This window comes from Staphylococcus sp. EG-SA-10, assembly GCF_017151945.1.
In the GTDB taxonomy this organism is placed as follows: Bacteria; Bacillota; Bacilli; order Staphylococcales; family Staphylococcaceae; genus Staphylococcus; species Staphylococcus aureus.
This window is the reverse complement of record NZ_JACVZJ010000024.1, coordinates 20741-33768: the sequence shown is the minus strand read 5'-3', so window position 1 is coordinate 33768 and position 13028 is coordinate 20741. Positions and strand designations below refer to the sequence as shown.

Annotated in this window: 14 protein-coding genes and 1 riboswitch; of the genes, 8 read left to right on the top strand and 6 right to left on the bottom strand. The window is 31.8% G+C overall.

Translation table 11 applies throughout. From position 1 onward, the window contains the following. Positions 1-277: 277 nt before the first annotated feature. From arsC to IDG45_RS11970, 3 genes are read right to left on the bottom strand one after another with little or no spacing between them, the layout of a single operon-like run. Positions 278-673 (bottom strand): arsenate reductase (thioredoxin), encoded by a 396-nt coding sequence (gene arsC, locus IDG45_RS11980; protein ID WP_000163240.1) that lies wholly within the window; start codon positions 671-673, stop codon positions 278-280. A gap of 17 nt (positions 674-690) precedes the next feature. After that, positions 691-1983 (bottom strand): arsenite efflux transporter membrane subunit ArsB, encoded by a 1293-nt coding sequence (gene arsB, locus IDG45_RS11975; RefSeq protein ID WP_000989112.1) that lies wholly within the window; start codon positions 1981-1983, stop codon positions 691-693. Further along, the gene (locus IDG45_RS11970) at positions 1983-2297 is read right to left on the bottom strand and encodes an ArsR/SmtB family transcription factor (protein ID WP_000221188.1); all 315 of its coding nucleotides are present in this window, start codon (positions 2295-2297) and stop codon (positions 1983-1985) included. Before IDG45_RS11970 ends, arsB begins: the two co-directional genes overlap by 1 nt. A 520-nt stretch (positions 2298-2817) precedes the next feature. Between IDG45_RS11970 and IDG45_RS11965 the strand changes: the two genes are divergently transcribed. The 5 genes from IDG45_RS11965 to ribH all read left to right on the top strand — a co-directional run bounded on the left by IDG45_RS11965 (position 2818) and on the right by ribH (position 8152). Next, positions 2818-4320, top strand: coding sequence for an FAD/NAD(P)-binding protein (locus IDG45_RS11965; protein ID WP_001261666.1), 1503 nt, complete (start codon positions 2818-2820; stop codon positions 4318-4320). A gap of 218 nt (positions 4321-4538) precedes the next feature. Further along, positions 4539-4674, top strand: a riboswitch (FMN riboswitch). Between the two features lie 126 nt (positions 4675-4800). Continuing rightward, entirely contained in the window at positions 4801-5844 is a 1044-nt protein-coding gene (gene ribD / locus IDG45_RS11960; protein ID WP_000077341.1) for a bifunctional diaminohydroxyphosphoribosylaminopyrimidine deaminase/5-amino-6-(5-phosphoribosylamino)uracil reductase RibD, read from the top strand. 6 nt (positions 5845-5850) lie between these two features. Then, the gene (locus IDG45_RS11955) at positions 5851-6483 is read left to right on the top strand and encodes a riboflavin synthase (protein WP_000493884.1); all 633 of its coding nucleotides are present in this window, start codon (positions 5851-5853) and stop codon (positions 6481-6483) included. Between the two features lie 10 nt (positions 6484-6493). Next, positions 6494-7675 carry a 3,4-dihydroxy-2-butanone-4-phosphate synthase gene (ribB, locus tag IDG45_RS11950; RefSeq protein WP_001159035.1) on the top strand — a complete coding sequence of 394 codons (1182 nt, stop codon included), beginning with the start codon at positions 6494-6496 and terminating at the stop codon, positions 7673-7675. A 12-nt stretch (positions 7676-7687) separates the two neighbouring features. Continuing rightward, positions 7688-8152, top strand: coding sequence for a 6,7-dimethyl-8-ribityllumazine synthase (ribH, locus tag IDG45_RS11945; RefSeq protein ID WP_001008551.1), 465 nt, complete (start codon positions 7688-7690; stop codon positions 8150-8152). Positions 8153-8273: 121 nt separating this feature from the next. On the opposite strand, the gene IDG45_RS11940 is transcribed toward ribH, so the two are convergent. After that, complete coding sequence (locus IDG45_RS11940; protein ID WP_001196354.1) at positions 8274-9275, bottom strand: proline dehydrogenase family protein; 1002 nt, start codon at positions 9273-9275, stop codon at positions 8274-8276. A 111-nt stretch (positions 9276-9386) separates the two neighbouring features. Here IDG45_RS11940 and IDG45_RS11935 point away from each other — a divergent pair, with 111 nt between their 5' ends. The 3 genes from IDG45_RS11935 (at position 9387) to IDG45_RS11925 (ending at position 11309) form a co-directional block, all read left to right on the top strand. After that, positions 9387-9506 (top strand): hypothetical protein, encoded by a 120-nt coding sequence (locus IDG45_RS11935; RefSeq protein ID WP_072357767.1) that lies wholly within the window; start codon positions 9387-9389, stop codon positions 9504-9506. Between the two features lie 2 nt (positions 9507-9508). Beyond that, the gene (locus IDG45_RS11930; protein ID WP_000266089.1) at positions 9509-10336 is read left to right on the top strand and encodes an alpha/beta fold hydrolase; all 828 of its coding nucleotides are present in this window, start codon (positions 9509-9511) and stop codon (positions 10334-10336) included. Between the two features lie 571 nt (positions 10337-10907). Continuing rightward, positions 10908-11309 (top strand): transcriptional regulator, SarA/Rot family, encoded by a 402-nt coding sequence (locus tag IDG45_RS11925; protein ID WP_000757543.1) that lies wholly within the window; start codon positions 10908-10910, stop codon positions 11307-11309. Positions 11310-11428: 119 nt separating this feature from the next. On the opposite strand, the gene mnmM is transcribed toward IDG45_RS11925, so the two are convergent. Next, positions 11429-11992 (bottom strand): tRNA 5-(aminomethyl)-2-thiouridylate-methyltransferase MnmM, encoded by a 564-nt coding sequence (gene mnmM / locus IDG45_RS11920; protein ID WP_000764419.1) that lies wholly within the window; start codon positions 11990-11992, stop codon positions 11429-11431. Continuing rightward, complete coding sequence (mnmL, locus tag IDG45_RS11915) at positions 11989-12942, bottom strand: tRNA modification radical SAM protein MnmL/YtqA (protein ID WP_000526539.1); 954 nt, start codon at positions 12940-12942, stop codon at positions 11989-11991. The genes mnmM and mnmL overlap by 4 nt, the downstream gene beginning before the upstream one ends. Positions 12943-13028: the final 86 nt, after the last annotated feature.

Below are 13028 nucleotides of genomic sequence, written 5' to 3'. Positions count from 1 at the left end.
ACACATAGGCGCACTTGTCTCCTTTAGTTTGGGTTTGGTCACTTTAAATTATAGAGGCAATTGCGCTTTTTGTGTATTAAAAAAAGCAGGAAGTTTTACCTTCCCACCATAAAAGATGAAGAACCATAAAGAATTACTTTTTCTTTAGAAATTAGTATTTCTTATGCATGAGTTTTACTCATGTATTCCTATTTTTAAGTACACATTAGCTATAGCTAATGATAAAGAGCCACTGCATAATAAATCATTAGTGTTTTTTATCATTTCTGTCCCACTCTCATCGTGATTTGAAATTTTCAATTGCGATTTTAATTTCATCTCTCACACGTTGGAACTCTGACCAAGGCTTGCCTGCAGGATCATCAAATCCCCAATGTTCCTTCTTAACATTTGTTGGTAAAGAAGGGCAATTTACGTCTGCATCACTACATAATGTAACAACTAAATTTGAATTTTTAATAATATTATTATCGATTAAATCTGATGTATGATTTGATATATCAATGCCTACTTCTTTCATAGCTTCTATCGCTTTGGGATTAACACCGTGTGTTTCGATACCAGCAGAATATACATTCCAATCTTCCGCTAAGATTTGTTTAGCCCAACCTTCAGCCATTTGACTTCGACATGAGTTGCCTGTACATATAAAATAAATTGTTTTTTTAGTCATAACAATCTCCTAATTAATTAAAATATGATAAGTGTTAGATACAACCCTATGAGGGTTATAAATAGTACTGGAATTGTAATGATGATACCAGTTTTAAAGTATGTGCCCCAAGAAATCTTAACATCTTTTTGTGTTAAGACGTGTAACCACAGTAATGTAGCTAAAGAGCCTATCGGTGTAATTTTTGGACCTAAATCAGAACCGATAACATTCGCATAAATTAGGCCTTCTTTTAACAAGCCATGGACATTTGATTGACCAATAGCAATCGCATCTATTAAAACTGTAGGCATATTATTCATTATTGATGATAAAAATGCTGAAATGAAGCCCATTCCCAAAATGGTGCTAAATAAACCGTAATTGGAAATATATTCTAATATTTTAGCCAATATTAAAGTAATACCAGCATTTCTTAAGCCGAATACGACGATATACATACCAATTGAAAATAATACTATATTCCAAGGTGCGCCCTTAATGACTTCCTTAATATTTACAGCATTTGATTTACGAGCCAACATTAGAAATATAAAAGCAATGATTCCAGTGAAAATTGATACCGGAATTTTAGTAAATTCACTGATTAGATAGCCGAAAAGTAATATAACTAGCATAATCCATGAAATTTTAAATAGCTTTAAATCATTAATGGCATCTTTAGGACGCTTTATTTTATTATCATCAAACGTTTTAGGTATCGCTTTTCTAAAATATATCCACAATACTATAATACTTGCTAAAAGTGAGAATAAATTAGGTATAATCATTCTACTAAAATATCGAACGAATCCTACATGAAAATAATCAGCAGATATAATATTCACTAGATTACTTACAATTAAAGGTAAAGACGTTGTATCAGCAATAAAACCACTTGCAATAATAAATGGAAATATTGCGCGCTTATTAAATCCAATATTTTTAACCATCGCTAATACAATAGGCGTTAAGATTAACGCTGCGCCATCATTTGCGAAAAATGCAGCAACAATGGCACCCAATAATATGATATAAACGAACATTTTTAAACCATTGCCTTTTGAAGCATGAAGCATGTGAATAGCTGACCATTCGAATAATCCAACTTTATCTAATATTAATGAAATAAGAATGACTGAGACAAAAGTCAAAGTAGCATTCCAAACAATACCTGTTACTTCGAAAACATCGGAAAAACTTACAACACCAGTAATAATAGCAATAAAGGCACCAGTTAATGCGGTAATGCCAATATCTAGGCCTTTAGGTTGCCATAATACAAATAATAAAGTTACTAGAAAAATGAGTGTCGCTAAAGTTGTCATCATTAGCATTCACCAGTCTTAAGGTTATGACAAATACATCGTTGGTTAGAGGTATGAACCTTAGACAAGTTATTAATTACGGAATCAAAAATATTATGATTAAGCTGGTATAAATGTTTATTTCCGATTTTTCGTGTCGTAACTAAGTTGGTTTTTACTAATGCTTTCATATGATAGCTAAGTGTGGGTTGAGAGAATTGAAAATGTTCTAACAAATCACAAGCGCATAACTCTCCACAAGAAAGTAAATCTAGTATTTCTAATCTGCTTGAATCTGATAAAACTTTTAAATATGTTGCTAGTTCTTTATACGTCATAACTTACCTCCTTGACGTTAAATAGATTATCATCTATATAGATGAATGTCTATGTTTCTTTGGTATATTACACGATATGACTATGTAATCTAGATTTGGCTTTAGTATTAAAAGGGTATTAAAGATAAATATAGATATTGATTTTGCAAATTATACTCTTTGTTTTGCATTGAAAAAGGTGATTAGCCATATCTTGAGTGTATGGCCAATCACCTTAGTTGAATTTATTTTGTAATCAAGGGTATTGATTAAGAAGCTTTGTTTTTACGACTAAAAATCATAAATAGAATTACTAATGAGATTAATATCTTTGCTATAAATTTCAATTTAATTCACCTCGTAAAAATATTTTAACACAAACACTAAGGTTGATATTAAATGAAAAGTTTTAAATGGTTTAATGGTTGTGAAAGTGAAATAATAGCTTGCCTTAATAAATTTTATTAAAAATACCAAATTGCTATAATTATAGGTAATAGTTTAAATATAATATTTTGAATTACAAAAGGATGGATGATATATGCGAGTAGCAATAATAGGCATGGGAACTGCTGGTGTAAGTGTATTGAGAGAGTTAGTTAAGCACCCGAAATTTAATCAATTAGATATAGATTTATACGATGATAAAGTAAATATGGGACAGGGCGTACCATTTCAAAATGATAGTTCTGAGCTGCTAATTAATATGCCTTCGAAAAAGATGAGTTTAAATTTAGATGATGAGACTGAATTTTGGAAGTGGTATAAACAACAAACTGATTTTAATTTTGATGAACCTGCATATTTACCGAGATTTGTATTCGGACATTATATGAAATCTTATTTATCTATGTTCACAAAAAAATATCCAAATATATCAACTAATTACAATAAAGTTCAAGAGATTTATACAAATTCTAATATTGATGAAACGAATTTAACTTATTACATATGTACTACAAATTCAGAAAAATCATGGCAAGCGTACGATTATGTATTTTTAACATGTGGTACATTTGCCTACCATGATCCATATAACTTAAAGGGTAAAAAAGGATATATTGCTACGCCTTATCCAACATATAATACGTTAGACGAAGTAAATGAACTGGACGATATTGCGATTATTGGTACAGGCCTTGCCAGTTTAGATGTTGTTCGTTATGTTGCTGCTCATCATCCGAAATTACCAATTACTATGACGAGTCGTTCTGCTCATTTACCAAGTGTAAGAGGTACAATGATAGACGTGACATTCAAGTACTTAACTAAAGACAAATTAAATGACATTAAAAAACATCATTTCGGCAATGCACCGCTTGATACTTTAGTTACTTTATTTTTAAAAGAATGTGCTGAATATGAAATTGATTTTAAAAAATTAGTACATAGACGTACAGGAAATCATATTGCAGATTTGAAGTATGATTTAGCGCGTCCAACAGAAATGGGCATTTTCCAAAGTATGATTGAACATTTGAAAGAGAATTTAAATTGGATATGGAATAGCTTAAGTATTGAAGATCAACTTCAATTTAATCAAAAATACTCAAAGATGATTCAATTAAATTCAAATCCAATGCCTCCAAGAACTGCTGAATTAATTATTGAATTAATAGAAAATAAGTCTTTAATTTTGAAAAAAGATTTAGAAGATGTGAAACATGATGGCAAGTTGTATTATTTTTCATACAAAAACCAAGAATCAGTAGACATATATAATGTTGTCATTAACGCGACAGGTGCAAAAAGTCATTTAAATGAATTAGATCAAGATGATCAATTAATTAAAAATCTTGAAAATAGACAAATTGTACAAGCACATCCAATGGGAGGCATACAAATCATACCGGAAACCAATCAAGTTATTAGTCCAAGGTTTGGAACATTAACAAATATGATTGCGATAGGTCAAATGACAAACGGTGTTAATAAACTGCGAAATGGTGTGAAAATGATAGTAGAACAAGTTGCGCATACAGTATCTCAATTATATGATGCTTTAGAATCGAATGAGCAACAACAGCTCAGTGACAATCAATAATTTGTAACTAGAAGATAATAAAGAGAACGCTCTATAGAGACGAATTGAAGGTTTGATTTTAATGTCTGTTAGTAAGAATCATATCAATGAGATGCCTATAGTACTCAGATTATATTAAATTAAAACCGTCATTAATTGTTTTTTCAGAAAACATATAGTATCATTTTAAATGTAGTTGACATACTACGTACTCAAATAATCTATAACAATTTCATATATAATTCTTTCGGGGCAGGGTGAAATTCCCAACCGGCAGTAAATAAAGCCTGCGACCTGCTAATATGTTTCATATTAGTGGCTGATCTAGTGAGATTCTAGAGCCGACAGTTAAAGTCTGGATGGGAGAAAGAATGTTAATTATCGATAAAGATAATGTAGCGTATTTGTAAAAATGTGTACAAATAGGCTTATTTAACGATAAATTTTTCTCCTTGCATCTTAATTCATGATGTGAGGATTTTTGTTTATAGAGGTGATAATTTGAGTCAATTTATGGATTATGCGATTCAACTTGCAAATATGGTACAAGGTCAAACAGGTGTTAATCCACCCGTTGGCGCTGTTGTAGTTAAAGAAGGTAGGATTGTTGGTATTGGTGCACACTTGAGAAAAGGTGACAAGCATGCGGAGGTTCAAGCACTTGATATGGCACAACAAAATGCTGAAGGTGCGACGATTTATATTACGTTAGAGCCATGTAGTCATTTTGGTTCAACACCACCCTGTGTTAACAAAATAATTGATTGTAAGATAGCTAAAGTAGTTTACGCAACAAAAGACAATTCGTTAGATACACATGGTGATGATACGTTACGGGATCACGGTATTGAGGTTGAATGCGTTGATGATGAACGTGCATCACAATTATACCAAGACTTTTTTAAAGCAAAAGCAAAGCAACTGCCACAAATTACAGTGAAAGTATCTGCAAGTTTAGATGGTAAACAAGCGAATGATAATGGACAAAGTCAATGGATTACTAATAAAGAGGTTAAACAAGATGTCTATAAGTTAAGACATCGACACGACGCAGTGTTAACTGGAAGACGTACAGTTGAATTAGATGATCCACAATATACTACACGTATTCAAGATGGAAAAAACCCTATAAAAGTAATATTGTCTAAGTCTGGGAATATTCATTTTAATCAGCAAATTTATCAAGATGAATCAACACCAATTTGGATATATACAGAAAATCCAAATTTAACAACCAATCAAACACATATTGAAATTATTTACTTGAAGTCTTGTGATTTAACAACAATTCTTCACAATTTATATAAAAGAGGAGTTGGAACTTTGCTAGTCGAGGCAGGTCCAACCACTACTTCAGAATTTCTCCAATCTAATTATATAGATGAATTTATTCTCTATTATGCCCCGAAATTAATTGGTGGATCTGGAAATTATCAATTTTATCAAACAAATGATGTGATTGAGATACCAGATGCGAACCAATTTGAAATTGTTCATTCCGAGTTATTAAATCAAAATGTTAAATTAACTTTACGAAAGAAGTGATGATGCATGTTTACTGGCATCGTTGAAGAAATAGGTGTCGTTAAAAGTGTTCAAATTCGTCAATCAGTCAGGACGATTGAAATCGAAGCACATAAGATTACGGCAGATATGCATATTGGTGATTCCATCAGTGTTAATGGTGCATGTTTAACAGTGATTGATTTTGATCAGACATCTTTTACTGTTCAAGTAATTAAAGGCACTGAAAATAAAACCTATTTAGCAGATGTTAAGCGACAATCAGAAGTAAATTTAGAGCGTGCCATGAGTGGTAACGGTAGGTTTGGTGGACATTTTGTCCTCGGTCATGTAGATGAACTAGGAACAGTTTCAAAAATAAATGAAACAGCCAATGCCAAAATTATTACGATTCAATGTAACCAACATATTAATAATCAGTTAGTTAAGCAAGGGTCTATTACTGTGGATGGTGTAAGTCTAACGGTATTTGATAAGCATGATAACAGTTTTGACATTCATCTTATTCCAGAAACGAGGCGTTCAACGATTTTATCATCCAAAAAATTAGGAGATAAAGTACATTTAGAAACAGACGTTTTGTTTAAATATGTTGAAAATATTTTAAATAAAGATAAAGACCAATTATCTGTAGATAAATTAAGAGCATTTGGTTTTTAGGAGGGGTAGCATGCAATTCGATAATATTGACAGTGCTTTAATGGCTTTAAAAAATGGAGAAACAATTATTGTAGTAGATGATGAGAATCGTGAAAATGAAGGTGATTTAGTAGCGGTCACTGAATGGATGAACGATAATACCATTAATTTTATGGCGAAAGAAGCAAGGGGATTAATATGCGCACCAGTGTCTAAAGATATTGCACAACGTTTGGATTTGGTACAAATGGTTGATGATAACTCCGACATCTTTGGTACGCAATTTACAGTGAGTATTGATCATGTAGATACAACAACAGGAATTAGCGCTTATGAACGTACATTGACTGCCAAAAAGCTCATTGATCCTAGTAGTGAAGCTAAAGATTTTAATCGTCCTGGTCATTTATTTCCATTAGTAGCACAAGATAAAGGCGTATTAGCTAGAAATGGACACACAGAAGCGGCTGTTGATTTAGCTAAACTTACTGGTGCCAAGCCCGCTGGTGTCATTTGTGAGATTATGAATGATGACGGCACGATGGCGAAAGGACAAGATTTACAAAAGTTTAAAGAAAAACATCAATTAAAGATGATTACGATTGATGATTTAATTGAATATCGTAAAAAATTAGAACCAGAAATTGAATTTAAGGCAAAAGTGAAAATGCCTACAGATTTCGGAACATTTGATATGTATGGTTTTAAAGCGACTTACACAGATGAAGAGATAGTTGTACTGACAAAAGGTGCAATTCGACAACATGAAAATGTACGCTTACATTCTGCGTGCCTTACAGGCGATATTTTCCATAGTCAGCGTTGTGATTGTGGTGCTCAACTTGAATCGTCTATGAAGTATATCAATGAACATGGCGGCATGATTATTTATCTACCTCAAGAAGGTCGTGGCATAGGATTGTTAAACAAATTACGCGCATATGAATTAATTGAGCAAGGATATGATACAGTAACTGCAAATTTAGCATTAGGTTTTGATGAAGATTTGCGAGATTATCATATTGCTGCACAGATTTTAAAATATTTTAACATCGAACATATCAATTTATTAAGTAATAATCCAAGTAAATTTGAGGGATTAAAACAATATGGCATTGATATTGCAGAAAGAATTGAAGTTATCGTACCAGAAACGGTACATAATCATGATTATATGGAAACGAAAAAAATAAAAATGGGTCATTTAATATAGGAGGACTTTAACATGAATTTTGAAGGTAAATTAATTGGAAAAGATTTGAAAGTTGCAATCGTAGTTAGTCGATTTAATGATTTTATCACTGGAAGATTACTTGAAGGTGCAAAAGATACTTTGATTCGACATGATGTTAATGAAGACAATATTGATGTAGCATTTGTTCCGGGTGCGTTTGAAATTCCTTTAGTAGCTAAAAAATTAGCCTCATCAGGAAATTATGATGCAGTAATTACATTAGGATGCGTAATTCGCGGTGCTACGTCTCATTATGATTATGTTTGTAATGAAGTCGCGAAAGGTGTTTCTAAAGTAAATGATCAAACTAATGTACCAGTCATATTTGGTATTTTAACGACTGAAAGTATTGAACAAGCTGTGGAAAGAGCAGGTACGAAAGCTGGCAATAAAGGTGCCGAAGCAGCAGTAAGTGCAATTGAAATGGCTAATTTATTAAAATCTATAAAAGCATAGAGCGCTGTTGTGAGTTCATAATCAAAGATTTATAAATGATTCAGAATTGCCTATATAACATTTAGGAGCCTAGAACATTGATTATTGTTCCAGACTCCTAAATTATTGTTTATGCCTTGCACTATTTACGGCATAATTTTTTAATTGTACTTAAACCTAACATAACTGTAGCTCCTAAAGCTGCAATTATGCCAACACGTTTTAAGCCAGCAGGTTTCACAAATTCTTTTACAGCAAGAGATAGGTTTTGTGGGCGTTCTGCTAATCTTCTCATAAAATACGCAAACCAATCATCGCCATAAGGTACATAAATAGTGAAATTATAGCCTTCATTTGCGATTTCTTCTGCTAACTCTGATCTAAAACCATAGAGCATTTGGAATTCCATACGATCTTTTTCAATGTGATTTTCTTTCATAAATTGTTTTACATGATTAATGATGCGATGGTCATGTGTTGCAATTGAAGTGAAATTGCGTGCGTTTAACAAACGTTGTTCAATTATCTTGATGTAATTTGCATCTACGTCTTCCTTAGATTGAAATGCAATTGATTCGTTTTCTTTATATGCACCTTTAACCAAACGTAATCGTAAATCTTGGTATTTATCAACTAATTCATGGCTATCGTATAGATATGCTTGAATTACAGTACCAACATTTCTAAATTCGCCTTTTAATCGATCTAAAACTTGAACAATTTGTTGCAGGCTAGCATATTTTTCAGTATCAATATTTATATGCATATTGTTGTAAGTATTTGCTTTAAGTAAAATCTCTCTTAAATTTTGGTAAGCTAATTCTAAGTCGAATTCTGCACCTAACTGACTTAATTTAACAGACATATGTGCCTTTACGCCATGTTGATGAAGCGCGTCCATAATAGTTAAAATTTGTTCTTTAGCATGATTACTTTCTTCAACTGTACCGACAAATTCCCCTAAATTGTCTACCGTAACAGCGATATTCTTGTCATTTAAGTATTCGATTGTATTAATTAACTCTGGAATTGTATTTCCGGCAACGACTTTATTGGCACCCAAACGTGGGCCCACTTTTTTTGCTGCGTTGTTTAAAAAACTATTATTAGATAATCCGATAAAAAAATTCTTTAATAGTGCCATTGCTACTCCTCCAAACCCTTGTGTTTACAATAAGTTTAGCATGAAAAAAATATTCGAGAAAGCGTTTTCATCAAAAACGATCAAAAATAATTATGTATAATTACACTATTATTGATGTTGATTTCATTTGAATATAATAATATGGACAACAATAATACTATAAATAGAAATCTACATAGTGAATTTGCTATAATTATGTTATTGAAGATTAATGAAAAAGGGGCAGTATAATAATGTGGAAGTGGGAAGCTGAAAATGATGCGAAAGGCGTCGTTGTTATTGCTCATAATATATTAGAACATACGGGAAGATATGCATATGTTATTACGATGTTAAGAAGAAATGGCTATCATGTGATTATGGGAGATTTGCCTGGTCAAGGTCAAACTTCAAGAGCTAATAAAGGACAAATTGAAAACTTTCAAACGTATCACGAAAGTTTGTTAGACTGGTTAAAGATAGCTAATGAATATAAAATTCCTACTTATGTATTAGGAGTAGGACTTGGCGGTTTGATTTTATTAAATTTACTTGAAAAAGTAGAATTTCCAATCGAGGGGATGATGTTAATTTCTCCTATGCTAGAACTTCAAAAGAATGGAAAAAATCGTAAAGATAAACTTGTTTCAAATATAGGTAAAATTTCAAAAGACACACGTTTTAATGTTGGTGTAGAACCAAAAGATTTAACACGTAATTTAGAAATTGTTGAAGAAACAGTTAACGATGGTTTAATGTTAAAAAAAGCAACGTATCATTGGTATAACACAATTAATGAGACGATGAAAGATACGATGGCTCATATTCATGACATTCAACCAATGCCAACACTATTAATGTATGGAACGAAGGATTTAATTGTTGATACTAGGGCAATTGATGAGTTTAAAGAAAAATATCAAACACCTGAATTATATTTTAAAGCTTGGCAAGGTTTTTACCACGAGGTTCACAATGAGCCAGAACGCGATGAAGTAATGCGTTATATTCTGACTTTCTTAAATAATAGCGTCAATACAATGGGCTTTATTGTTGAAGATGACGAAATTGTAGAAATTTAATATTCTAAAAAGATGAGACAGTAGATGCTCATCTTTTTTTTAACTTTTTTAAGGTTGAGAATGTATATCACATTTTATACACATTTGATTTGTAAGAAATGTTTTGATTTATACAAATCATATCTTGAAAAATAACCAATTTAGCCTCATTCGGTTTGATTTAATTTGTTAAATTTAAGGCTAACTAATTAATTTAGTTTAATCAATTTTCATGAGAGTTATATGTAATAAAAATTCAATGCGTATCTTTTTTGAAGAAATATATGTAGAATTGTTGCAATTTAATGGTAATATTGATATATTTTCTTTGTATATAAATTATAAAATTAATATGTAATAGAGTGATTTGTTTTATGTACTATTATCTTATTTCTAAATATTAACTCTATTGATTATTGGTTTTTATACTTATTTAATTTTATTCAACTTTGACAATTGAATAGAAAGCAAGTTTATTTACACTTGTAGTTTTAAGCATAAGTTAGCACATACAAGTTTTGGGATTGTTGGGATGTTTGTTAATACTTGTATGGTGGCTAAATATGTGATCATTAATTGGGAGATGTTTAGCATGAAAAAAGTAAATAACGATACTGTATTTGGGATTTTGCAATTAGAAACACTTTTGGGTGACATTAACTCAATTTTCAGTGAGATTGAAAGCGAGTACAAAATGTCTAGAGAAGAAATTTTAATTTTACTAACTTTATGGCAAAAAGGTTCTATGACGCTTAAAGAAATGGACAGATTTGTTGAAGTCAAACCGTATAAGCGTACTAGAACGTATAATAATTTAGTTGAATTAGAATGGATTTACAAAGAGCGTCCTGTTGACGATGAAAGAACAGTTATTATTCATTTCAATGAAAAGTTACAACAAGAGAAAGTAGAGTTGTTGAATTTCATCAGTGATGCGATTGCAAGTAGAGCAACAGCAATGCAAAATAGTTTAAACGCAATTATTGCTGTGTAAGTTTAATAGCATAAAAAGAGGTTTTCATTAATTTGAAAACCTCTTTTTGTTGTTGGTATTAATTTTTCAAATGTTGACTACTCAATCATAAATTATAAATAGTATAGCGCAGCAAATGCTTAAGAAATTTTTTCTATGGCACAAATGAATGGAGCATGATTACGTTGGTTTAAAAATTGATATTGCAAAACTTGCGCATGCTTTTGATCCAAAGTACTCAAGTAATCAAGCAATGCATGCTTCTCAATTTGTCCTTCGCTATGACCATGATATATAACAAGTACAATAATACCTTCAATTGACATTAAAGATAGCAATGAATTAATAGCTTGGATTGTCGTGTCAGGCTTTGTCACGATAGATTTATCACCTTTAGGCAAATAACCTAGATTAAAGATGGCTGCATCAATATGACCTTTATGTGCATCATTTATATGATGTTCAATATTTTCATGTCCATCTTTTATTAAAGAAACATGATTGAAATCCTTAACTTTATCACGTGTATTTTCCAAAGCTAAATCTTGAATGTCGAAACCATAAACATGTCCTTCTGGTACTTGTTCGGCTAAAAATAAAGTGTCATTGCCGTTACCGCAAGTTGCGTCTACAACAATACTTTCTGGTGTTATATGTTGTTTAATAAGTGTTTTTGAAAAAGGGAGTATACGTTCTAATTTCATTGCTTCACCTTAGACTTGTAACGCAAGCCTTGATAAGAATTTCTACGTGCTAATTCAGCATCGATGCCATTTAATACTTCCCATTTATTAACACTCCACATTGGACCGACCATGATATCAATTGGACCATCACCGGTAATTCGGTGAACGATCATTTCAGGGGGAATCACTTCTAATTGGTCCACAACTAGATTTGTGTATTCTTCTTGAGTCATAAAAGTTAATAAACCTTTATCGTATTGTTTTACCATCGGTGTCCCTTTTAACAAATGAAGTAAATGAATTTTAATACCTTGTACATCCATTTGTGCAACTTCTTTGGCAGTAGCCATCATCATGTCATAGTCTTCGCCAGGTAAGCCATTAATGATGTGTGTACATACATTGATATTATGCTTACGTAATTTTGCCACACCATCATAATAAGTTTTCATATCATGGGCACGATTGATTAAATCAGATGTTGATTGATGGATTGTTTGTAGTCCTAATTCAACCCATAAGTATGTTCGTTGATTCAAATCTGCTAAATATTCGACAACATCGTCTGGTAGACAGTCAGGACGCGTACCAATAGATAATCCCACAACACCCGGTTCTTTAAGTACAGGTTCGAATTTTTCTTTTAATACTTCAACTGGTGCATGTGTATTTGTAAATGCCTGAAAATAAGCAATATATTTTCCTTCGTGCCATTTCTCATGCATCTTTTCCTTAATTTCTTTAAATTGTACTGCGATTGAATCTGCACGATTACCTGCAAAGTCTCCGCTACCTGCAGCAGAACAAAATGTACATCCACCATGTGCTACAGTGCCATCGCGGTTAGGACAGTCAAACCCGCCATCCAATGCAACTTTAAATATTTTTTGTCCAAATTTATTTTTTAAATGGTAATTCCATGTGTGATAACGTTTGTTTTCAAAAGCGTATTGGAAATGATTGCCCATATGTCATTTTCCTTTCTATAAAAAAAGAGTTCTAAGTACAGATTTTAACATATTTTAATGTTATAGTGTTTATTATAGTTTGACAA

What these genes read in the sequence shown, in the direction of transcription:
- arsC (WP_000163240.1), bottom strand. Translation starts at nt 673, where the DNA reads ATGACTAAAAAAACAATTTATTTTATATGTACAGGCAACTCATGTCGA.
- arsB (WP_000989112.1), bottom strand. Translation starts at nt 1,983, where the DNA reads ATGATGACAACTTTAGCGACACTCATTTTTCTAGTAACTTTATTATTT.
- IDG45_RS11970 (WP_000221188.1), bottom strand. Translation starts at nt 2,297, where the DNA reads ATGACGTATAAAGAACTAGCAACATATTTAAAAGTTTTATCAGATTCA.
- IDG45_RS11965 (WP_001261666.1), top strand. Translation starts at nt 2,818, where the DNA reads ATGCGAGTAGCAATAATAGGCATGGGAACTGCTGGTGTAAGTGTATTG.
- IDG45_RS11955 (WP_000493884.1), top strand. Translation starts at nt 5,851, where the DNA reads ATGTTTACTGGCATCGTTGAAGAAATAGGTGTCGTTAAAAGTGTTCAA.
- ribB (WP_001159035.1), top strand. Translation starts at nt 6,494, where the DNA reads ATGCAATTCGATAATATTGACAGTGCTTTAATGGCTTTAAAAAATGGA.
- ribH (WP_001008551.1), top strand. Translation starts at nt 7,688, where the DNA reads ATGAATTTTGAAGGTAAATTAATTGGAAAAGATTTGAAAGTTGCAATC.
- IDG45_RS11940 (WP_001196354.1), bottom strand. Translation starts at nt 9,275, where the DNA reads ATGGCACTATTAAAGAATTTTTTTATCGGATTATCTAATAATAGTTTT.
- IDG45_RS11930 (WP_000266089.1), top strand. Translation starts at nt 9,509, where the DNA reads ATGTGGAAGTGGGAAGCTGAAAATGATGCGAAAGGCGTCGTTGTTATT.
- IDG45_RS11925 (WP_000757543.1), top strand. Translation starts at nt 10,908, where the DNA reads ATGAAAAAAGTAAATAACGATACTGTATTTGGGATTTTGCAATTAGAA.
- mnmM (WP_000764419.1), bottom strand. Translation starts at nt 11,992, where the DNA reads ATGAAATTAGAACGTATACTCCCTTTTTCAAAAACACTTATTAAACAA.
- mnmL (WP_000526539.1), bottom strand. Translation starts at nt 12,942, where the DNA reads ATGGGCAATCATTTCCAATACGCTTTTGAAAACAAACGTTATCACACA.